Source organism: Methylosinus sp. PW1, from assembly GCF_000745215.1.
Classification (GTDB): Bacteria; Pseudomonadota; Alphaproteobacteria; order Rhizobiales; family Beijerinckiaceae; genus Methylosinus.
The window spans coordinates 359,542-380,525 of record NZ_JQNK01000008.1; the positions used below are offsets into that span (position 1 = coordinate 359,542).

Sequence of the window (20,984 nt, forward strand, 5' to 3'; positions counted from 1 at the left end):
ACCTAGGCCGCCCGGAGAAGCGTGGCGTCAGCGCGCCGGCCGTTGCCAAGGGCGGGAACCGCCGCCAGCCGCCGCTTGCTGTTGCGTGGCCGCTGCCGTCTGAGCCTGCGTGGCTCGCTGCGGTTTGGCGGTCTGCGGGCGCGCCGGTGGTTGCCCCGCGCCATCGAGCGGCTTGTAGGCTCTGATCGAGTTCTGATCGGCGTAGTTACCTTCGCCTTTGCGAATTCCGATCGTGCCGACAAACGGCTTGAAACAGATAGCCTGCTCGGCCTCTGACTTACGAAACGCCCCCGCGCCGACTGCAAAACAGAGCTTGGCGAGGCTTTCTCGGCCGATCTGTTGCGCTTTCTCACTCGCATTGCGGAAGTTATAATTCTCCCACAACATACGGCCTTCGTATTGGCCGTCGATGACCTCGAATGTGATCGCATACATCTCGCCGTTCTTCGTCTCCTTGACGACGGCCTGTGTCGCTTGAAGCGTGACCTCGGTTCTTGCCGGGATGAGCGGAATTTCTTCGATCTCGACAGTTGACGGGTCGAAGACTTCATCGTCGTCATAAGTGCTCACGACATTTCTCCTGTTTTTGCTGCGGTGGATTTCAGGCCGCCTGCTCTGAATCGGCGACGGCGTATTGCGGCGGCAGATACTTCGCCAGCTCAGCGAAGCCGTTCCCGCGCTCGTAGATGAAGTCGCTGATACCGTAGCGGTTCTTGGCCATATGGGCGGGGTTCGGGTTTGCATGGACGAATACGGTCGATCCGCCTTTGGCGATTGATCGCTTTTTCTTGAAGCCCAAATCCTCCTCCTGAAACGAAACTCGTGTTTTCAGAAAAAGAACGGCGTCCACGTCGCGCTCAACCATGCCGACTATATCTTTGTAAAGATCGAGCCCGTATCGGTCATATGACACGGAGTCCGGTGGCTTCATGGTTGTGATGTTGCTGTGGCTCAGGAATATGAGGCCCATGCCGCGCATCCGCCGCAGCTTCGCCAGCTCGTCGAGAAGCTCTTGGGTCACCTGAAGGGATTTTGCGTAGCCCTTGCCATACCCGAAGTCTTCGATGCTACTCTTGCTTTTTCCGTGTTCGTCGCCACGAATGCACGTCTCATCGAAAATCAAGCGCTGCATCGTGTTCGACGAAAAACTATCGAGAACGGCCCACATGAAATTATGGTCGCTCTCTTGCAGATCGACGATCGCGTTCATCACGTCGCCATATGTGTCGAGCGTTCCTAGTGATGCGAGTTCGACACCTTCCGGTGCGCCATCCTCACAGGCTTGTATAAACACAGCATCCCGGAACTCTGAGGCGAGCGTTGTCTTCCCGATTCCGGCTGGGCCGTAAATGACGATACGTGGCGGGCCATCATTTATGACCTTCCGCAATCCCGTTAGAGGTCTTGCCATGTGTTTTTTCTCCGGCTTTTCCCCGCTGTGTGATCAGGCCCGCCCGGCGCGCGGAGAAATCACGCCGGGCGGGCATTCACCTATCCGCGAGCGCGGCGTCGGCGAATTAGGCGGCCTTCTTGGCCAGGATGGTGTCGATCGCGACCGATTGCTTGATGAGGCCTTCCTTGCGGAGATAGGCCGTCACGGCGTGCGTCTTGACCTCCGCGCCGGCGCGCGCGCTCAGGTGCTTGGCGATGGCGCGGGTGGTCGCACCGCCGACGAACAGCGTCTTGGCCAGCTCCTTGTCGAAGTCGGCGCTGGGCTCTTCCTTGACGACATTGAAGCCGAGGCCCTGGAGCAGAGCCGCGCCATTGCCGACGAGCGTGCGGGCGATGTCGTATTTCTTCGCGACCTCGGCGGCCGACAGCTTCGTGTAGTCGGCGATGAAATCGACGAGATTGACGATCGCGCTTTCGTTGTCGTTGATGAACTCGTGATGCTGATCGTCGAAAACGGTATCGTTGTCGCTCATTGCTCTTCCCTCGGTTTGGTGCGGCGGTGCCGCTGGTTCACGCCACACTGGCGAGATGCGTTTTCACCCGCAGAAGACCCCACGCGGTCAGCACGTCCTGCGCTTCATCGCGCGAGCGCACGACGGCGAACGGAAGACCGTTGTGTTGGAGGCGGGCGATGAAATCTTCCTGGTCGTCGGAGAGCGAGCCGCGTTTCGTTTTCACTTCCATGAAGTGCGGGATGCGACGTGCCGGCTCTATAAGAATAATGTCGAGAACGCCGGCCATGACGCCGGTATCCTTCAGCGTTTTCGCGGTATTCCAGTCTCGCTTACCGCCGTTCGGAACAGCGAAATAGATCAGTTCATCGATCGCAGCGACGCGCAAAAGCTCGAAGATTTGCGCCTGTATGGCGTCCTCTTCCTGCCTCCGCTTGATCCGCGTGATTATCGTCTTCATACGAAACCAGCTCCGTCGTTATGACGGAAAATGGCAGGCGAAACGACGGATGTCAAGCGCGGTGGCGATTAGTGGTTGAAAAAATCCGACATTGCGTTTCTTATCTCCGTCATTGTATGACGGATTTTGAGTTGTTGTTTGCGCGTATCACGAGGAACCGGAACAATGGGAAAAACAAGCTCTATCCAGGATGTCATCCGTAAGCGTGTCAAACGGCGTATGGAGTCGTGCCGAATGAGCGCCGCTGCGCTTGATGAAGCGGCGGGGCTTGGTAAAAGTCACGTCAGCGACTACCTGTCTGGCCGTAAGGACAGGTTGAGCGATGATGTGTTGGAGCTGATTGCAGATGTGCTGAACACGACGCCGCAATGGTTGCTCACGGCGAGCGGGCCAGAGACGCGAGACGCGCTCACGAGGCAGAGGGTATCTGCGTCAGACGTGTTGCACATCGATAGGGCCAACATCATGGGTGTTGGTAAGCGCGATAATCGAGAGATAAAAATTATCAGCATGAATTTGATGAGTGGCGATTGCGAACTGGCTGACAAAGCAGCATCCGGCCTACATCGCGGCGTGATCGTCGATCCAGATATCTTCCTGCCAGGAAATGCATACGCAATGGCGATGGCCACGCACAACCAAATCAGCGTTTTGGTAAAGCGCGTCACCATGAAATCCGGTGATGACATTTGGTTCATAACTGACACGGCATAGGTCTCATCGATATTCAGCATCAAAAGCCGCAGGCGAAAGTCTGCGGCTTTTTTCATGGCTTTAGCGTAGGCATTAACCATCGGAGTCGGAAAATCTCCGTTGACTTTAATTAAAATGCGACGGATATTTCATATTGTTAACGGGAAAATTTGGTGGGCAGACATGGTTCAGAAAATTGGTAGGACGGTTATCGTCAGCGCAAAAGTCGTGGAATACGACACATCCACAGGACGCGCTCTCATCGTCCCAACCGACGCCGACTCGCCCGAAAAGGAGTCGATGACCATACCATTCAAAGACATTCTGAAATGGGAGGAACGAAATAAGCCGTCGCCTCAAAAAGAGGGCGATGCGGCATGATAGTCCCAGGCCACAAACTGCCGCTGTCGATCGTCACGCCGTTCAAACCAAGAACGATTTTCGACGGAATGTCGTTCGGCATGAGTCATGCCGGATATGATGTGCGGATCGCTCAAGACCTCATCATCTGGCCGGGACAATTCCGACTCGCAAGCACCATAGAACAATTTTCTATGCCGCTCAACATGGTCGGCGTCGTCCACGACAAAAGCTCGTGGGCACGTCGCGGGCTCGCCTGCCAAAATACCCTGATCGAGCCGGGGTGGAAAGGATTTCTCACCCTGGAGTTGTCCCTACATCGGCTTTGGCCGCTGCGGATCAAGGCAGGAAGTCCAATAGCGCAAATCGTTTTCCATCTCACTGACGGAACGTGTGTCGGTTACGACGGAAAATATCAGGATCAACCGGATCGACCGGTGCCTGCGATAATGGAGCGAGCATGACTCATCGATTGTCGTCTGAGCAAATTGGTCAGCAGCATCGCATCGTTAGAATGCGCAAAGTGGATAGCGCAACGCCAGAAATGCGTGCGCTCTACAATGAATATGGGACGGCGCTTGTTGGCCAGTTTATCGCATGTGGGGTGACGAAGCCAAGGCAAATCCGCCACCTTATCGAAGCAACACTAGACGAGTTCAGCCCAACTCGCGGCTCGTTTGCTAAGCAAGGCATTCGAACGCAGCACGAAAGATAAGCGAGCATGACTGACAAAATCGACGTTCTCGACCACGGCTTCATTCGCTTGGTCGAACATATGGGCTCTGACCTATCCATCGTGCGCGCGGCCCGCGTCTCCTACGATGCTGCATGGCGCGCCGGTGAAGACGAAGGGTCGGATCATAAATTGATCCATTATTTGTGGCGCAATCGCCACACGACGCCGTTCGAGTCGGTGGAATTCCAGTTCGAGGTCTTCGCGCCGATATTTGTCGTTCGCCAGTGGCACCGACATAGGACATGGACGTATTCGGAGTTGAGCGGCCGCTACCGCGAATTGCCGGAAATCTTTTACGTGCCAGACGCGGATAAGATCGGCGTGCAGTCAAAGGATAATAAGCAGGGACGTGATATCGCGCCACAACACCAGATATCCGCTGCGGCCGGGTGCGTGGCGCGAAACGACTACCTGCTTCACTGTGCTGAGGCGTTCAACACGTATCGTCAGCTCCTGAAATGCGGATGGCCGCGCGAGCTTGCGCGAACAGTTCTCCCACTCAGCACCTACACGCATATGTTCGCGAAGGTCGATTTGCGCAACCTGTTCGGCTTCCTCGACCTCCGATCCGATCCACACGCGCAATACGAAATTCGCGTCTACGCCGAGGCGATCGAGAAGCTGATCGAGCCGATCGTGCCGGTTGCGTTTGCGGCATGGAAGGCAGGCAAGAAATGAACACGCGCTTCCTCCTGATGGCGCAATACGGGGCGCGAGCGGTTATCCCGCTCGAACTCGTGTGCAAGGACTATTTCAGCCACCTTACGCCGCGCTGCTTCATGGATAAGGTCGGAAGCAAGGAAATCGCGATCCCGGTCGTCAGGATTGAGGCGTCGAGCCAGAAGGCGGCGCGCGGCGTCCACATCGACGACTTGGCGAATTGGATCGATGCGCGGCGTGAGGCGGCGACAAAAGAGCTGAAGGCGATGGTGGACTGACATGGCGACTGTGGTTTGCAGACCTAGAAAGGATGGCTCTGTCGCCTTTATGGCGCAGATTTTTATCAGAAAAATAGATGGATATGTGCGCGAATCACGCACATTCAACAGCGTTGAGCTAGCTAATGAATGGGTGGATAGCAGGGAGCGAGACCTTAAAAAAATACATACAAGCAATAGAGATGTTAGGCATAAAGATATTTCTGATTATAAGATAATGAACTCTATAGATAATATAAATGCTATGGATAGCAGGAGAAAGGAAATAGATAGTGACATTAGAAGAAAATTATCGTTGTATGGCTCGATTAATAACGAATACAAAATTGTATCTACTTATTTAATAAGGCCATCTAAGGATGGAGCCGGTATATCTAGTTTATCAGGAATATATTTTTTATGGAGCGGAGATGTAGTTGTATATGTTGGACAGAGCAAAAACCTAAACAAAAGGCTTCGTATTGGAGTCCACGAAAGGCTAAATATGAAGCTTATGATATCATATCTAATGTATGATGAAAAAGAGCTAAACTGGGCAGAGTGCTACTATATAGGGATACTCCGCCCACGCCTAAATTTCAATGGCACCGTTGTCGCGTCGAAGAAGCGTCGGTTGCTATGTAGCGATGGTGCATGACTGTGTGCATGACAATTTACGCTGAGCATTTCATACACGATTGAAAATTAAGAGACTACCGCGACGCCGGTTCCCATCCATCATCGGGGCAATGGAGAATCTAATCTCTTGATTTGTAGGCGATATCATCCTGGTCTCGAGGCCAGAGGTCGGAGCGTGCGCACTCTCCAGTCCGCCTCGATACGACACTTTTCGCTCCTTTTCGACTTCTCAGTGCACACAGAGCGCACACGAAATGGCGACCTTCACGAGGCTCAAATCCGGCTCCTGGCGCGCTCGAGCTCGACGCAAGGGGAAATACGTCAACGAGACGTTTCTCCGCCGGCGCGACGCCGAGGAGTGGGCGCTCGACATAGAGCGCCGGATCGACCGCGGCGAGTCGCCGTCGAAGCGGGCGCGCAAGGAGGCGCGAACATTCGGCGATCTCGTCCGGCTCCATAGAGACGACCTCGCGGAAGTCGGAAAGCGGATCGGCCGGTCGAAGGCCGCGAGCCTCGACTTTCTCGAGCGTCGCCTTGGCCGATTGAAGATTTCGGAGCTGGATCGAGAGCGGCTCATTCAATTCGGTCGCGATAGAGCGAAGGAAGGAGCCGGTCCCGTCACGCTCGGCATCGACCTCGGCTATGTCAAAACGATCCTGTCGCACGCAGCGGCGGTTCACGGCATCCAGCTTTCGACGGAGCCGACCGATCTCGCGCGCATCGCGCTGAACCGTCTGGGATTGGTCGGGAAAGGAAACGAACGTGATCGCCGGCCGACGCCGGACGAAATCGATCGCATTATCGCGCGAGCCGATGTGACGCCGAAGCTGACAATTCCATTGGGAAGGATCGTGCGGATCGCGATCGCGACCGCGATGCGCCTCGATGAAATTTGCCGCGTCGCTTGGGACGACTTCGATCCCGACCATAAGATGCTTCTCGTCAGAGATCGGAAAGACCCGCGCCGGAAGTCGGGAAACAATCAGAAGATTCCGCTTCTCGACGTGAGCGGCTATGACGCATGCGCTCTCGTTCACGAGCAGAAGGAAGCCTCGAAAAGCAGCAAGGGTCGAATTTTTCCGTATAACAGCCGGTCGGTAGGGATGGCGTTTCGTCGGACATGTCGCGCCCTCAAGATTTCCGACCTACATTTTCACGATTTACGGCATGAAGGCGCAAGTCGCCTTTTCGAGGCGGGCTTTTCGATCGAGCAGGTGGCGCTCGTCACAGGGCATCGAGACTGGAAGATGCTTCGACGATATACGCATCTCAAACCCGAGCAGTTGCATGCCCGGAAGAGTGGTGTGGCGGCGTGAAATCCGTGCGCGATGGGCTGTGGGAACCAACACCCCTGAGAGATAGAAGACGATAGATCGTGCGCGTCGGAAGACCCCAGCTCTGCCTGTGCGGCAATAGCGTGCCATAGCGTGCAAATTGGATAAGTGAAAGTCCGCTGCCAACTAGCTTGCATCGTATCGAACGCGAGCGTTTTGGATGTTCTCCTGATTGCTGTTCGCCCACGTAACGAGAGCCATTACGGGCGCAAGAAGCGTCCGTCCCACATTCGTCAACTCATAATCAACGCGCGGCGGAATAGTAGGAAACAATGTCCGCTTCACTAACCCGTCACGTTCCAGTCCGCGCAAGGTAATCGTCAGCATCCGTTGTGAGATGCCGTCGATCCGACGCCGCAGTTCATTGAACCGAATTGGTCCATCTTTGAGCGTTGCGATGATGTACAGGGTCCATTTGTCGCCGACGAGATCAAGGATTTCCCGAACCATCCGGCAGTCGTCACCTTTGCTGGGGGTAGGAAAATCAATGTCACTAAGTGTCATTGGAGTGCCTTCTTGCGAGGGACTTGGTAGTCACCTTAATAGTGTTGGTAACAAGAGTTTACTACCCTGTTCAGGTCGGAGCAACCATGACCAACATCCTCCTCGTCACATCGAGCCCTCGTGGCGCCGAGAGCCTGTCCACCCGCTTCGCGACCGAGATCGCCGAAGGCTTCAAGGTTCGCTTGGGCGGCGCCCTTTTGACTCGCGATCTCTCGTTCAACCCACCGCCGCATATCACGCAGGCCTATATTCACGGCCGCGTCGCGACCCCCGAGGCGCGCACGCCCGAGCAGGTCAAAGCGGTCGGCCTTGCCCAGGAGCTCGTCGATGAGGTGAAGGCTGCTGACGTGATCGTCTTGGGTTCGGGCATGATCAATTTCGGCCCGTCGTCGCAGCTCAAAGCCTGGTTCGATCATATCACTTGGCCGGGCGTGACCTTTGGTTATAGCGCAGCCGGCAGGCCGCAGGGATTGCTGACCGGCAAGAAGGTCTATCTGGTCACTGCCGCAGGCGGCGTCTTCTCGGAAGGCGACTGGGTCCCCTTTGATTTCCAGACCGGCTATCTGCGCCACCTCTTGGGCTTCATCGGCCTGACCGACATCGAAATCGTCCGCGTGGAAGGCACCGTCTTCGGTCCTGAGGCGGCCAAGGCCGCCATCGCCGCCACCGAAGCCCAGGTTCGCTCGGTCTTGGAAAAGGCCGCCTGAAGGCGGCCGGTCGGCTGCTCAGGCTGTGAGCGCGACATGCACGTCAGCAGCCAGAGCAGTTGATCCAAGCCAAAAGACTGCAAGGAAGATGAGATGAAGATTGCTCTCTTTGGAGGGACCGGACCAACCGGCAGACACATTATCGAAGAGGCGCTCCGGCGAGGATATAAGCTGTCCGTCTACACGCGGGATGCCGGAAAGTTATCGGCCTTCGGCGGCAAGATCGAGGTCATCGTTGGTGACCTGAACAATCGGGAAGCGATCAAGGCGTGCATCGCGGGCGCAGACGCAGCGATCAGCGCGCTGGGACCAAACAGTCTGAAAGCGCGCGAGAGGCGGCCGATTATGCGCGGCGTCAGCACAGTCATTTCTGTCATGGAAGAGCTGAACGTTCGTCGCCTCATTCAGATTTCGACGGCCATATATCGTGATCCGAAGGACGGTTTCGACTTCAAGTCGCAAGCGTTCGTCATGCTGTTCAAGATAATCGTTCGCAACGCCCAGGATGACATCAAGGCGACCGCTGAACTGGTGAGCAACTCACGCCTCGATTGGACCCTGGTTCGGATTCCCAACCTCAAGGATGGGCCCGCAACAGGTCAAGTGGACGTCGGCTGGTACGGCAAGACGAAGCTCGGCATGAAGCTGTCCCGCGGGAATCTCGCGAAATTCCTGGTCGATCAGGTTGCAGCCAAGGAGTTCGTGCGCGCTGCGCCCGGGATAGCCGATCGCAGCTGAGGGCGGATGGCTCATCAATTTGCGGGCATGCGCGCTGCGACTGCCGCCGATGCACCACTCGATTCGGCATGGCCGCCCGTAACTTCAAGTGCGTTCGGAGCGGCGTTCAGGAGCGACAGACCCAAATGCGCGTCGAGAGGGAGGAGAAATCTGTGCCATCCGAGGGATTCACGAACGCCGATGTGCCCGATCAGTCAGGCAAGTGCTTCATCGTCACGGGGGCCAATACGGGCATAGGCTTCGAAGTGGCGAGCGCGCTGGCGTCGCGGCGTGCGCGGGTGCTTCTCGCCTGCCGCGACGACGCGAAGGCGAGAGCCGCGATGAGCCGGATTCGTCAAAAGACTTCGGGAGCTGAGCTCGCGTTCCTGCCGCTTGACCTGGCGGATTTGGCGAGTGTGCGACGGGCGGCTGAACTCGCCGCCAAGGAGCCACGTGTTGACGCGCTCATCAACAATGCCGGCGTGCAGGGGCCGACGCTGAAGCACACAGCGCAGGGCTTCGAGCAGACGTTCGGCGTCAACCATCTCGGCTGTTTCGCGTTCAGCGCGCTCATGCTGCCCACGCTCATGGAAACGCCGGGGTCGCGCGTCGTCGTCACGAGCAGCGGGCAGCACAAGGGCGCGAAAATCGAATGGGAAGACCTTGACGCGCAGAAGGACTACAAATGGCTCCCGCGCTATGGCGCCAGCAAGCTCGCGAACCTGCTCTTCGTCTTCGAGCTGGACCGGCGGCTGAGGGCGGCAGGAGCGCCGGTAACGGCGGTGGCCTGCCATCCGGGTCTTGTCGGAACGAACCTCGCCCGCGGCAGCTGGTGGGGCAACATGGCGATGTCCCTGATCGGCTTGCTATTCGCCAAGCCCGCCATGGGCGCCTGGGGCGCGCTGCACGCAGCGACCGGGCGAATAAAGCCCGGCGGTTACTACGGGCCGACGGGATTATCTGGGCTGCGAGGTCCTTCCGGTGAAGGTGTTCCCTCTGAGGAGGCGAGGAATCCGCAGTTCGCCAAACGACTATGGGATGTGTCCGTCACGATGACCGGGATTGACCCTGGCTTGCCTCCCGTCAATGGCCCGTCATGACTTAGGGATGGAAGGCGCCGCCGTCGACGCGAAACGGGTCAGATTAATCCAAGACTGTCGGTTCAACGATCAGAAGGATGACACTATGCTGCAAATCGATCTTTACACCGAGATCACCTGTCCTTGGTGCATCATCGGGCATCACCGTCTCGATAAGGTCCTGGCGGAACGTTTCCCTGAGCTGGGGGACTGTCAGGAATCTTGTGTGCGGGGCCGGGTTCCCATCACGCCGCGACGAAGCGATCATCGAACATGATGGCGAATTGATTTTTCGCCTCGCACCATTCGCGAGGCGCCATTTTCCACTCTCCCGCGACTTGGCGCAAGACGAGATAGAGGAGCTTCATCGCCGCGTCATCGGTCGGAAAATGCCCTCTCGTTCGCACGGCGCGCCGCAGCTTCGCGTTCAAGGATTCTATGGCGTTCGTCGTGTATATGATCCGTCGCATCGCGATCGGAAAGGCGAAAAACGGGATGACCTGCTCCCAATTGCGCCGCCAGCCCTGCGCGATCGACGGATATTTCTTGCCCCAATGGCCGCCGTCGAAGGCCTCCAGAGCTTCGCGAGCCGCCTCGGCGGTCGGGGCGCGATAGATCGTCTTCAGCGCGCCGGCGATCGCCTTGCGGTCCTTGTATGAAGCGAATTCCATCGAGTTTCGAATGAGATGCACGATGCAGGTCTGCACGGTCGTCTGCGGAAACACCGCATTGATCGCCTCCGGAAAGCCCTTCAGGCCGTCGACAACGGCGATCAGTATGTCGCCGACGCCGCGGTTCTTCAGCTCGTTCATCACCCGAAGCCAGAATTTGGCGCCCTCCGAGGTCTCGATCCAAAGGCCCAGAATATCCTTGGTTCCGTCCGGCGTGACGCCGAGCGCGACATAGACGGCCTTGTTGCGAACCAGGCCCTCATCGCGGATTTTTACGCGCAGGGCGTCGAAGAAAACCAAGGGATACATCGCCTCGAGCGGCCGGTTCTGCCATTCGGCGACGGTCTCCAGCACGGCGTCGGTGACCGTCGAGATCAGATCGGGCGAGACCTCCAGGCCGTAGAGCTCGAGCAAATGGCCCTGGATCTCGCGCACCGTCATGCCGCGCGCATACATCGACACGATTTTCTCGTCGAAGCCGGGAAAGCGGCGCTGATAGCGCGCGATCAGCTTGGGATCGAAGCTCCCCTCCCGGTCCCGCGGAACTCTGATGTCGATCTTCGACGTCTCGGTCAGCACGGTCTTCTTCGAATAGCCGTTGCGATGGTTCGCCTTACCCGCCGCCGCTTCGCTCTCGAGATGGTCGTCCATTTCGGCGTTCAGAACCCGTTCCGCCAGCGCCTTCTTCAGCTCGTCGAACAGGCCGTCCTTGGAAAAAACCTCCTTCGGATCGCGTCCCGACAGCAATTGGTCCAGTGTGTCCTTCTTGATCGCCATAGCCCGCCTCCTGCGGTTCTACTATGGCCCCGCACACAAGATTCCTGACAGTCCCCTGAGCTGGACGTGGATATCCGTCAGCACCCGGTCCTTTTGCTCCCCGATGCGCCAGCGGAGGGCCTCTACATTCCCGATCTTCTCCGCTCGCGCTATGGCGTGACAGATCCGAAGGCGTCGTTCGCCCGGCCTGAGGCGGAGGCTCGGGCGTCCGGCCTTGACCTCGACCTGAGCCGCCAACCTTGGACTTACCGGACGCAGGCAGCGCACGGGTTGATCCTTGCGGCGCGAGCGCGAGGTACGCAGCATCAGCTCGCGGTCGCGATCACCGATGCCCATTTTCTGAAAGCAAAGAACATCTCAGACGCCGATATCCTCGCAGACGTCGCCGTGGCCTATGGGTTCGAACGCGAAGAAGCCCGCGCGATAGCGCTCGATCCAGAGCAACACCGACGTGTCGAGCGGGAGGCGACCCGATCGACGGCGGCCGGGGTCCGGTCAGTTCCTCACTTCGTCTTCGGCGGGCGCATCGCCATCAACGGTGGACGCAGCGAAGACGAGATTGCACGGGCCATTCGTGAAGCTGCTGGAGTCGCCGCGTCTGGCTAGCAGCGGCGGTTCGCGCATCGGGCCGCGTGCGGGCAGCTCCAACTCCACGCAGCCGATAGCGGCGAAGCGGGCGTGAATTGCTTGGCCGAGATTCTTCGGCGCGATGACGCCGCCGATCGCGCGACGCAGGATCTCCCGCGCTTCTTCTTCCATGGAGCGGCCATGTTCAGCGGCGCGCACGCGTAAGCGGCGCTTCAATCGTCGTCCAGATTGCGGATTGTGATGCTTGCCACGACAGCCTCCAACATCGTCAGCAAAATAGGCAATGATTGCACTGCAATCAAGGTCTCGCTGGCGAGCCCTCGAGGGTTCGGCCGCGGGAGCGAGGCTGTGGCGCAGCACGTCTAAGCGTTAAGGCGGTCGCGATCGCCAACTTTGGCCGCCGGACGAGCATCACAGAGGAGACGATCTTTGTAAGCATCCGGTGAGGCTTTCAATTACCCACAAGTGCACTCAGCGCTGCCTCTGCGCCTATCTCGATGTCGGTTAGGCGCGCGAGGCCGCGCCAGATAACAATGCTTCCCGGCGGCGAGTCGCCGGCCCTCGCGAGATAGCCGCCCAACCGAGCGAGCTTTATGAGGTAGAAGCTGAGCGTCCCGTGCTCGGCTCGTCGATTGCCGACATCGCCGACGAGTCGATCGAGCAAGGCGATCTCCTTGTCCGTGAATGCGATCGAGGGCGAGGCCTCAGGCTCGGCCCGCGCCAACATGGTCAGCCAGAGAACGCGCCAACTGACGATACAGAAAACAGCCATCAAGTTCGCGAGCCGTTCCGCAGTGCGCAATTTGGATGCTTCGGCCTGGCAGCCCGACTTCAGGACCTTGTGGAACACCTCGATTTTCCAACGCATCGCATACCAGTTGATCTTCTCGATCGCTTCGGCGCGCCCGCGCACAGGCAGATCTGTGATCAACTTCCAGACGATCGGCTTGCGGCCTTTGGGCGCATCGCGTTCGATGGCGTGGATGACAGTAAGATCGAGCGCAGGATATCGCTTCTGTTTGCCGATGGGTGGCTGAACGATGATGCGCTTAAACCTGATTTCCAGAACGATCTTCTCGATCTCGCCGTCGTCCGTCTGTACTTCAATGCGATGCAGCCCCTTGAGCCTCGTCGCGTCCATTTCGTCGGCGATGGTGTGGTCGCCATCGCCCGCCAGCCGATCCACGCAGGTCCGCACCAAAAAGTGCGAGCCGAGATCACGCGTCAGGCAGTAGAGTTCGAAAATGTCGCTCTCTCGGTCTCCGACATGGATGAAGCGCTCCGGCTGCCCGAGAAGCTCGATCGATTGCCGGAAATTTTCGAGCCACCGAACGCTCTCCTTCTTTTCGATCGGCACGCGCGTCGGGTTCACCTTCTTCTTCAGCGCCTTGGTTCCCCTGAATTTCTTGCGCGTCCAGAATTTCACCGCCGCCAAGCCGAGCGGCAGCCCTTGGGTTGTCACCGCTAAACTCGAATGCATGAGCATTCCGCATACTGTATGATGGCGGATGCGCCCCTGCTTGTCGCGCCCACTGTTGACGCTCTTCGTCACGCCAACGGCGCTCACATTGGCGCGTTGGAACGAGAATTCCGTGGTGTCCTGGAGCAACAAGATCGGGCCTTCGAATTTATCGCAGCGGGCGCGCGTCGCGGCGAAGTGACCGCTGAGAATGTCGCCCTCATCAACGCGCGCGTTCGAAAGAAACCGATAGGCGGCTTTGGTGTTCGCCCAGTCCTGGCAGGCGTACGGGATGCTCTCGCCCATGGCGTCGCCGATCTGCTTCAAAACCTCAGCGCATCGTCGTCCGAGACGGGGATCTTTGAAAGCGGCTTCGTCTACCTCGCGCTCAGTCCAATGCGGCGCCGGCCCTGATCTCCCAGCTCTTGGACGGCAGAAAGTCTTGGAAAAAGCGGTCTTCGAGGACATGGAGCACCTCGCGCAAGCGATTCGGTGCTCGATAACGAATCACAACCGATTCATCCGATTCAACTTTCTTCTTCCACAAATCCGCCCACTGAGTCAGCTACTTGTGGGTAATTGAAAGCCTCACCGGCTTTCAATTACCCACAAGTGCACTCAGCGCTGCCTCTGCGCCTATCTCGATGTCGGTTAGGCGCGCGAGGCCGCGCCAGATAACAATGCTTCCCGGCGGCGAGTCGCCGGCCCTCGCGAGATAGCCGCCCAACCGAGCGAGCTTTATGAGGTAGAAGCTGAGCGTCCCGTGCTCGGCTCGTCGATTGCCGACATCGCCGACGAGTCGATCGAGCAAGGCGATCTCCTTGTCCGTGAATGCGATCGAGGGCGAGGCCTCAGGCTCGGCCCGCGCCAACATGGTCAGCCAGAGAACGCGCCAACTGACGATACAGAAAACAGCCATCAAGTTCGCGAGCCGTTCCGCAGTGCGCAATTTGGATGCTTCGGCCTGGCAGCCCGACTTCAGGACCTTGTGGAACACCTCGATTTTCCAACGCATCGCATACCAGTTGATCTTCTCGATCGCTTCGGCGCGCCCGCGCACAGGCAGATCTGTGATCAACTTCCAGACGATCGGCTTGCGGCCTTTGGGCGCATCGCGTTCGATGGCGTGGATGACAGTAAGATCGAGCGCAGGATATCGCTTCTGTTTGCCGATGGGTGGCTGAACGATGATGCGCTTAAACCTGATTTCCAGAACGATCTTCTCGATCTCGCCGTCGTCCGTCTGTACTTCAATGCGATGCAGCCCCTTGAGCCTCGTCGCGTCCATTTCGTCGGCGATGGTGTGGTCGCCATCGCCCGCCAGCCGATCCACGCAGGTCCGCACCAAAAAGTGCGAGCCGAGATCACGCGTCAGGCAGTAGAGTTCGAAAATGTCGCTCTCTCGGTCTCCGACATGGATGAAGCGCTCCGGCTGCCCGAGAAGCTCGATCGATTGCCGGAAATTTTCGAGCCACCGAACGCTCTCCTTCTTTTCGATCGGCACGCGCGTCGGGTTCACCTTCTTCTTCAGCGCCTTGGTTCCCCTGAATTTCTTGCGCGTCCAGAATTTCACCGCCGCCAAGCCGAGCGGCAGCCCTTGGGTTGTCACCGCTAAACTCGAATGCATGAGCATTCCGCATACTGTATGATGGCGGATGCGCCCCTGCTTGTCGCGCCCACTGTTGACGCTCTTCGTCACGCCAACGGCGCTCACATTGGCGCGTTGGAACGAGAATTCCGTGGTGTCCTGGAGCAACAAGATCGGGCCTTCGAATTTATCGCAGCGGGCGCGCGTCGCGGCGAAGTGACCGCTGAGAATGTCGCCCTCATCAACGCGCGCGTTCGAAAGAAACCGATAGGCGGCTTTGGTGTTCGCCCAGTCCTGGCAGGCGTACGGGATGCTCTCGCCCATGGCGTCGCCGATCTGCTTCAAAACCTCAGCGCATCGTCGTCCGAGACGGGGATCTTTGAAAGCGGCTTCGTCTACCTCGCGCTCAGTCCAATGCGGCGCCGGCCCTGATCTCCCAGCTCTTGGACGGCAGAAAGTCTTGGAAAAAGCGGTCTTCGAGGACATGGAGCACCTCGCGCAAGCGATTCGGTGCTCGATAACGAATCACAACCGATTCATCCGATTCAACTTTCTTCTTCCACAAATCCGCCCACTGAGTCAGCTACTTGTGGGTAATTGAAAGCCGGTGAGGCACGCCGGTTGATCATTTTCGGCCAGTGACGGCTGCGCGCGGGTCAGGCGGCGACTTTTTTGGCTTGCTGGGCGGCGGCCCAACGCCACGGCAGCAAGGCGGCGAGATCTTTGATCTTGTGATCGTTGATGCGGGCCAGCACATCGGCGAGCCAAGCCTGTGGGTCGACGCCGTTGAGTTTTGCGGAGGCGATCAGCGTGTAGATCACAGCGGCGCGTTCACCGCCGCGATCTGAGCCGGCGAACAACCATGATTTTCTTCCGAGAGCAATTCCGCGCAGTCCACGCTCGGCGGCGTTGTTCGTCAGGCAGATGCGGCCGTCGTCGAGAAAGCGCGCGAAGGCGCTCCATCGTTTGAGCATGTAGTCCATCGCCTTGGCGACCTCGGCGTGACGCGACAACCGCGCCCGCTCGCCGCGCATCCATGCCTCGAGCTCGGTGACGAGCGGCGCGACATGCTCTCGGCGAACGGCCAGACGCTCCGCGGCGGGGCGGCCATTGATTTCGCGCTCGATGTCGAAGATCACGTCGATACGTTTGACCGCCTCCAGAGCCAGAGGCGCGATCGCAGTCTGCTTACCGAGCGCCTTGTTGCGAGCGTTGGCGGCAATGTCCGCGAGCACGAAGAACTTGCGCCTCCCATGGCTCCAGCATGCCGCTTCCATGATCCGCCCCGGCGACCTCTGCGGCGCATAGAGCCGGTTGAATCCGGCATAAGCGTCGGCCTGTAGGATCCCGGAAAAATGCGCCAAATGGCTTTCTGGATGCTCGGCGGTGCGATCCCGCGAGTAGAAGAAGACCGCCGCTGGCGGATCGGCGCCGCCGAAGGGCTTGTCGTCGCGCACATAGGTCCACAGCCGCCCGGTGCGCGTCTTGCCCTTTGCGAGGACCGGAACGGTCGTCTCGTCGCCATGCACGCGCGCGCCGGCGAAAACATGATCGCGAATGAGATCGTAGAGCGGCCGCAGCAGCAGGGCGCAGCCGCCGACCTGATCGGCGAGCGTCGACAGGCTCAGATCCACGCCCTCATGAGCATAGCGCACCGATTGTCGATTCAGCGGCTGATGCTGTCCATACTTCTCGAACAGGATCATCGCCAACAGGCTCGGTCCCAGAAAGCCGCGCGGCAACGGATGAAAGGGCGCGGGAGCTTGGCTGACCTTCTCGCAGTCGCGGCAGGTGAACTTCTCGCGCACATGCTGGACGACCTTCCATTGCCGCGGAACGATCTCGAGCGTCTCGGTCACGTCCTCGCCGAGCTTGTGCAGACGCGTTCCACCGCAGCACGCGCATGCCGTCGGCCCCGCAAGAACGATGCGCTCGCGCGGCAAATGCGCCGGAAAGGGCTGGCGCGACGGCTTCTTTCGCGAGAAGGCGCGGACCGCTGTCGTCTTCGCCGCTTCGGCCTTTTGTTCGGCGGCGAGATCGTCCGCGGCGGCGTCGGCCTCGAGCTCCTCGAGCTCGAGCTCCATCTGCTCGAGCAGCCGCGCCTTGCGCTCGCTGCGCACTCCATAGAGCTCGCGTCGAAGCTTCTCGATCGAGAGCTGCAAATGCGCGATCAGAGCGGTCGCATTCGAAGCTGTCGCGCGCGCCTGCGCCAGCTCCGCATCTCTGTCGCGGAGCATCGCCTTCAAAGCCTCGACATCGTCGGGAATAGAATCGGCGGCGCTCATGATCACGATCGAATCACAATGGCGCGCGCTGGCAAGGCCTATCGCTGCCCATCCCTTGAAAAATCTCAGCCTGCCGCCTCCGGCCTCCATGTGTATTGTGGAGCACGCCAGTCTATGCCGGAAAGAAGATAGCCGAGCTGCGCAGAGCTGATCGTCACTGCGCCGGATGAGGCCGAAGGCCAAAGAAAACGTCCACGTTCCAAGCGCTTGTAACTCACCAGAGAATGCAGCCGCCCCAAGCACAGCTCAGCAGTTAGTGCTGGTGACGCATCCGTTTCATCCTCTGTTTGCTCAGCAACTGCCGTGCGTCGGCAGGCGCTACAACCGATATGGCGAACGGCTTTTGCTGCAAGATCGCAACGGCGCCGTTTGGTCGCTCCCCCCGGGATGGACTGATGTTGCGAGCCCCGACCCGGACGTCGTCATGGGTCATGGGCAATCGCTTTTGCGGGTTTCCGATTTCCTGGAGCTTGCCGATCTGGTTAGCCGCCTCAGTGGCAAATCAGTGAGGCGGCCGCGAAGCGGTATGTAAAGGCAATTATGCCGCCATTGTAAAGCAGATTGCGCCGCAATCCTTCCCCGAACGTGATTCTCATGGACAAAAAGCTGCACAATATCGATCATAAGCTGGCGGAAAATGGTAGGCGCGGTCTTGACGCTGGTTCAGATGGCGGCGTAAATATGTTTACGTCAATATCGAATCACGCGCCCGGCGCCAGCGATGCCCGACAGCAAGCGATCGAAGAGGGACGCCCTCATCGAGGAGGGCACATTCAATCCCACCCCGGACAAGGTGCGCGATCCGAAGTTCCGCGGCGGCGAGTTCTTCGATCCGCACGACGCCGTGCAGGTCAAATACGAGATGCTGCGCCGCGTCTCCGTCGACAAGTTGTCGATCACGGAGGCTGCCGACGAATACGGCGTCTCCAGGCCGACCTACTATCAGGCCAAGGCGAACTTCGACACCGCCGGGATTGCCGGCCTGGTCCAGGCCAAGCCAGGCCCCCGCGGTCCCCACAAGCTCGACGACGACATCATGGTCTTCCTGAAGGCGCGACTGGTTCCTGGCGAACCTGTTCGCGCCCGGGAACTCGCCAGGCTGGTCCGCAACGAACTCAATGTCGAGCTTCATCCGAGAACGATCGAGCGGGCGTTAAAAAAAACGGGCCGGTGAACATCGCCGCGACCTCGACTTGTTCGATCCCGTCGTCGGCTCTTGCGTCCGATTACGAGGTGCTGCGCGCCGCCGCTCTCGGCGAAGCGCTGCCGCTCATGGCCCGCAGCGGCCTCATGCTGTTTCTGCGCCGTGGGATGTGGGGATGGGCGAAGGCGCTGACGGCGGCGGCAGACCCCACTCCAGAACCGATCGACCAGCGCCCGTTCGTCTCATCGAGGCCGGGCGGGCGCGGCGCCGTCGTTCATGTGCTCGCGACAATCGCCGCCGGCACAAACCACGCTGGCTTACATGAGGGGATATTCCCATGAACGCACAGATCAAAGTTCAGCGTCACCATCTCGAACGCGGCGCTTACCTCTACATCCGCCAGTCGTCGATGCGGCAAGTCGTCGAGAACGCCGAGAGCGCCAAGCGGCAATATGCGCTGCGCGGACGCGCTGTCGCCCTGGGTTGGCGCGACGAGCAGATCATCGTCATCGACAACGATCAGGGCGAGTCCGGCGCATCGGCGGCTTGGCGCGAGGGATTCCAGCGACTGGTCAGCGATGTCGGCCTGGGACGCGCCGGAATCGTGATGGGCCTGGAAGTCTCCCGTCTGGCGCGCAACAACGCCGATTGGCAGCGCCTGCTGGAGATCTGCGCCCTTGCCGACACCCTGATCCTCGACGAGGATGGCGTCTACGATCCGGCTAGCTTCAACGACAGGCTTTTGTTGGGTTTGAAGGGTACGATGAGCGAAGCCGAACTCCATGTCATCAAGGCGAGGCTGCGCGGCGGTATCCTCAACAAGGCGAAGCGTGGCGAGTTCCGCTGCCCGCTGCCGACCGGGCTGGTCTATGACCTCTCCGGCAACGTGGCGCTGGATCCGGACCTCCAGGTCAGGGAGACAATCGCTCATTTCTTCGAGACCTTCTCGCGCGTCGGCTCCGCGTCCCAGACCGTCAAGACCTTTCGCAAGGAAGGTCTTCTATTCCCCTCGCGCCTGCACAACAGCGAGACGGTCTTTCGGCCACTGACGGCTTCCACGGCGATGCGCGTCCTAACCAATCCGCGCTACGCCGGCGCCTACACCTATGGCCGACGACAGTTCCGGCGCACGATCGAGGGCAAGAAAACCGTGCGCGCCAGAGACGATGACGATTGGCTGGCCCGCATTCCCGGCGCCCATCCCGGCTATATCAGTTGGGAGCGGCACCAGGAGAACTTGAAGGTTCTCAAGGCGAACGGCCATGGCTATGACGCGGCGCGAACGTCAATTCCGAGAGAAGGCCCGGCGCTGCTGCAAGGACGGGCCATCTGTGGTCGATGCGGCGGGCATTTTAGGGTCCGCTATGCCGCCCGGCGGGGCCGACAGGAGGCGTGGTATGTTTGCGATCGCCCCCACAACTATCGCGGCGAACCCTCGTGCCAGTCGATCGCCGGACCTCCCGTCGATCAAGCTGTCGGCATGCTGATTGCCGACGAGATGACGCCGTTGGCCGTCGAACTGGCGCTCGAAGTGCGCAGGGAGATTCAGGCGCGTCATGAGGAAGCCGACCGGTTGCGTTGCCGTGCGATCGAGCGCGCCCAAACCGAAGCCGATCTCGCTCAGCGCCGCTTCATGCTGGTCGACCCCAACAATCGCCTCGTCGCCGACACGCTCGAAGGCGAGTGGAACGACAAACTCCGCATATTGGCCAACGCCCGCGAGGAGCGCCAGCGCGCCCACGAGCACGATCAATTCGTTCTTGACGACGCCATCCGTAAGCGGCTCATCGCCATGACGGTGGACTTCAAGAAGCTTTGGGCTGATCCCGATACCCCAAACCGAGAACGCAAGCGGCTGCTCGCCCACGTCATCGAAGACGTCACCCTCGTCAAGCTACAGGCGGAAGGAACCACCAAGGTTCATGTTCGGTTCAAGGGCGGCAAAATCCAGACGCTCACGACCTCGAGCCCGAAATCGTCCGCCCAGCAGATCAAGACACAGCCCGGCATCGTCGAACTGGTCGACAAGCTGCTCGACGACCACGTCTATTCCGAGATCGCCGAACTCCTCAACCAGCAAGGATATCGCCCGGGCGAGGCTGCGCGCCGCGGGCGCCACGACGCCCGCTTCACCCCCAAACGGGTTGCCTATCTCGTTCACGAATACAAACTGCGTCCCCGTTACGATCGACTGAGAGAGCGGGGAATGCTGACCAAGAAGGAAGCCGCGGCGCGTCTGAATATCCACGAGACCACCCTCACGAGCTGGGTCAAACATGGCCTCGTCACCGGGCATTCCTACAACGGGCACTTTTGCCTCTACGAAATTCCCGACAAAGACGTACCGCAAAAACAATGCAGCCGATGGAACCGTCTCGTTGACCGAGCCGCTGCCCGCGCACAAAACACCAGCGCGGCATAA

At 59.2% G+C, this 20,984-nt stretch carries 26 protein-coding genes and 3 pseudogenes; 17 read left to right on the top strand and 12 right to left on the bottom strand.

Annotation, left to right across the window (positions count from 1 at the left end; translation table 11 throughout):
- Nucleotides 1-27: 27 nt before the first annotated feature.
- From K369_RS07290 to K369_RS07305, 4 genes are all read right to left on the bottom strand, one after another.
- Nucleotides 28-570: a DUF669 domain-containing protein gene (locus tag K369_RS07290; RefSeq protein ID WP_036289597.1), complete on the bottom strand. Its 543-nt coding sequence runs from the start codon at nt 568-570 to the stop codon at nt 28-30.
- 31 nt (nt 571-601) lie between these two features.
- Entirely contained in the window at nt 602-1,411 is an 810-nt protein-coding gene (locus K369_RS07295) for an ATP-binding protein (RefSeq protein WP_084570544.1), read from the bottom strand.
- Between the two features lie 106 nt (nt 1,412-1,517).
- Complete coding sequence (locus K369_RS07300) at nt 1,518-1,925, bottom strand: hypothetical protein (RefSeq protein WP_036289601.1); 408 nt, start codon at nt 1,923-1,925, stop codon at nt 1,518-1,520.
- Between the two features lie 37 nt (nt 1,926-1,962).
- A complete protein-coding gene (locus K369_RS07305) occupies nt 1,963-2,364 on the bottom strand; it encodes a VRR-NUC domain-containing protein (protein ID WP_051949129.1) in 402 nt (133 codons plus the stop codon).
- Between the two features lie 165 nt (nt 2,365-2,529).
- Here K369_RS07305 and K369_RS07310 point away from each other — a divergent pair, with 165 nt between their 5' ends.
- The 8 genes from K369_RS07310 to K369_RS07330 all read left to right on the top strand — a co-directional run bounded on the left by K369_RS07310 (nt 2,530) and on the right by K369_RS07330 (nt 7,025).
- Entirely contained in the window at nt 2,530-3,078 is a 549-nt protein-coding gene (locus tag K369_RS07310; protein ID WP_084570545.1) for a helix-turn-helix domain-containing protein, read from the top strand.
- 162 nt (nt 3,079-3,240) lie between these two features.
- Nucleotides 3,241-3,438, top strand: a complete 198-nt coding sequence (locus K369_RS26300) for a hypothetical protein (RefSeq protein ID WP_156967783.1) — start codon at nt 3,241-3,243, stop codon at nt 3,436-3,438.
- Nucleotides 3,435-3,881, top strand: coding sequence for a hypothetical protein (locus K369_RS07315; protein WP_036289605.1), 447 nt, complete (start codon nt 3,435-3,437; stop codon nt 3,879-3,881). The genes K369_RS26300 and K369_RS07315 overlap by 4 nt, the downstream gene beginning before the upstream one ends.
- The gene (locus K369_RS26305; protein WP_156967784.1) at nt 3,878-4,132 is read left to right on the top strand and encodes a hypothetical protein; all 255 of its coding nucleotides are present in this window, start codon (nt 3,878-3,880) and stop codon (nt 4,130-4,132) included. Before K369_RS07315 ends, K369_RS26305 begins: the two co-directional genes overlap by 4 nt.
- A gap of 6 nt (nt 4,133-4,138) precedes the next feature.
- Nucleotides 4,139-4,831, top strand: coding sequence for an FAD-dependent thymidylate synthase (gene thyX / locus K369_RS07320; protein ID WP_036289607.1), 693 nt, complete (start codon nt 4,139-4,141; stop codon nt 4,829-4,831).
- Nucleotides 4,828-5,091 (top strand): pyocin activator PrtN family protein, encoded by a 264-nt coding sequence (locus tag K369_RS07325; protein WP_036289609.1) that lies wholly within the window; start codon nt 4,828-4,830, stop codon nt 5,089-5,091. Before thyX ends, K369_RS07325 begins: the two co-directional genes overlap by 4 nt.
- Before the next feature lies 1 nt (nt 5,092).
- Complete coding sequence (locus K369_RS26310; RefSeq protein WP_156967785.1) at nt 5,093-5,728, top strand: GIY-YIG nuclease family protein; 636 nt, start codon at nt 5,093-5,095, stop codon at nt 5,726-5,728.
- A gap of 523 nt (nt 5,729-6,251) precedes the next feature.
- Nucleotides 6,252-7,025, top strand: coding sequence for a site-specific integrase (locus tag K369_RS07330; protein ID WP_245278128.1), 774 nt, complete (start codon nt 6,252-6,254; stop codon nt 7,023-7,025).
- A 144-nt stretch (nt 7,026-7,169) separates the two neighbouring features.
- Here the strand turns inward: K369_RS07330 and K369_RS07335 are convergent, their stop codons facing one another.
- The gene (locus K369_RS07335) at nt 7,170-7,547 is read right to left on the bottom strand and encodes a helix-turn-helix domain-containing protein (protein WP_036289613.1); all 378 of its coding nucleotides are present in this window, start codon (nt 7,545-7,547) and stop codon (nt 7,170-7,172) included.
- 86 nt (nt 7,548-7,633) lie between these two features.
- Between K369_RS07335 and K369_RS07340 the strand changes: the two genes are divergently transcribed.
- The 4 genes and pseudogenes from K369_RS07340 to K369_RS27595 all read left to right on the top strand — a co-directional run.
- Nucleotides 7,634-8,254, top strand: a complete 621-nt coding sequence (locus tag K369_RS07340; protein WP_036289615.1) for an FMN-dependent NADH-azoreductase — start codon at nt 7,634-7,636, stop codon at nt 8,252-8,254.
- 93 nt (nt 8,255-8,347) lie between these two features.
- Nucleotides 8,348-8,992, top strand: a complete 645-nt coding sequence (locus K369_RS07345; RefSeq protein WP_036289617.1) for an NAD(P)-dependent oxidoreductase — start codon at nt 8,348-8,350, stop codon at nt 8,990-8,992.
- Nucleotides 8,993-9,144: 152 nt separating this feature from the next.
- Entirely contained in the window at nt 9,145-10,071 is a 927-nt protein-coding gene (locus K369_RS07350; RefSeq protein WP_036290281.1) for an oxidoreductase, read from the top strand.
- Nucleotides 10,058-10,255 (top strand): annotated as a pseudogene (locus K369_RS27595) (DsbA family protein); the annotation flags it as partial. The gene K369_RS07350 and the pseudogene K369_RS27595, both read left to right, overlap by 14 nt.
- A 40-nt stretch (nt 10,256-10,295) precedes the next feature.
- Here the strand turns inward: K369_RS27595 and K369_RS07360 are convergent.
- Nucleotides 10,296-11,498, bottom strand: coding sequence for an IS256 family transposase (locus tag K369_RS07360; RefSeq protein ID WP_036289621.1), 1,203 nt, complete (start codon nt 11,496-11,498; stop codon nt 10,296-10,298).
- Nucleotides 11,499-11,552: 54 nt separating this feature from the next.
- Here K369_RS07360 and K369_RS25420 point away from each other — a divergent pair.
- A pseudogene (locus tag K369_RS25420) lies at nt 11,553-12,104 on the top strand (DsbA family oxidoreductase); the annotation flags it as partial.
- Here K369_RS25420 and K369_RS28175 read toward each other — a convergent pair.
- The 6 genes and pseudogenes from K369_RS28175 to tnpB all read right to left on the bottom strand — a co-directional run bounded on the left by K369_RS28175 (nt 11,994) and on the right by tnpB (nt 17,636).
- Nucleotides 11,994-12,257, bottom strand: coding sequence for a hypothetical protein (locus tag K369_RS28175; protein ID WP_371033312.1), 264 nt, complete (start codon nt 12,255-12,257; stop codon nt 11,994-11,996). The pseudogene K369_RS25420 and the gene K369_RS28175 sit on opposite strands and share 111 nt — an antisense overlap.
- Nucleotides 12,258-12,446 (bottom strand): annotated as a pseudogene (locus tag K369_RS28180) (hypothetical protein); the annotation flags it as partial.
- A gap of 91 nt (nt 12,447-12,537) precedes the next feature.
- The gene (locus tag K369_RS07375) at nt 12,538-14,013 is read right to left on the bottom strand and encodes an IS4 family transposase (protein ID WP_245278129.1); all 1,476 of its coding nucleotides are present in this window, start codon (nt 14,011-14,013) and stop codon (nt 12,538-12,540) included.
- 130 nt (nt 14,014-14,143) lie between these two features.
- Nucleotides 14,144-15,619, bottom strand: a complete 1,476-nt coding sequence (locus K369_RS07380) for an IS4 family transposase (RefSeq protein ID WP_245278129.1) — start codon at nt 15,617-15,619, stop codon at nt 14,144-14,146.
- A 170-nt stretch (nt 15,620-15,789) separates the two neighbouring features.
- On the bottom strand, nt 15,790-17,418 hold the full coding sequence (locus K369_RS07385; protein ID WP_036290287.1) for an IS66 family transposase: 1,629 nt from the start codon (nt 17,416-17,418) through the stop codon (nt 15,790-15,792).
- 65 nt (nt 17,419-17,483) lie between these two features.
- The gene (tnpB, locus tag K369_RS27095; protein WP_245278130.1) at nt 17,484-17,636 is read right to left on the bottom strand and encodes a transposase; all 153 of its coding nucleotides are present in this window, start codon (nt 17,634-17,636) and stop codon (nt 17,484-17,486) included.
- Between tnpB and K369_RS28185 the strand changes: the two genes are divergently transcribed.
- From K369_RS28185 to K369_RS07400, 4 genes are all read left to right on the top strand, one after another.
- A complete protein-coding gene (locus tag K369_RS28185; protein WP_371033302.1) occupies nt 17,585-17,950 on the top strand; it encodes a DUF5372 family protein in 366 nt (121 codons plus the stop codon). The two genes, tnpB and K369_RS28185, sit on opposite strands and share 52 nt — an antisense overlap.
- 189 nt (nt 17,951-18,139) lie before the next feature.
- The gene (locus K369_RS07390) at nt 18,140-18,592 is read left to right on the top strand and encodes a helix-turn-helix domain-containing protein (RefSeq protein ID WP_036286500.1); all 453 of its coding nucleotides are present in this window, start codon (nt 18,140-18,142) and stop codon (nt 18,590-18,592) included.
- Nucleotides 18,589-18,903: a hypothetical protein gene (locus K369_RS07395; protein ID WP_036286502.1), complete on the top strand. Its 315-nt coding sequence runs from the start codon at nt 18,589-18,591 to the stop codon at nt 18,901-18,903. Before K369_RS07390 ends, K369_RS07395 begins: the two co-directional genes overlap by 4 nt.
- Nucleotides 18,900-20,984: a recombinase family protein gene (locus K369_RS07400; RefSeq protein ID WP_036286503.1), complete on the top strand. Its 2,085-nt coding sequence runs from the start codon at nt 18,900-18,902 to the stop codon at nt 20,982-20,984. The genes K369_RS07395 and K369_RS07400 overlap by 4 nt, the downstream gene beginning before the upstream one ends.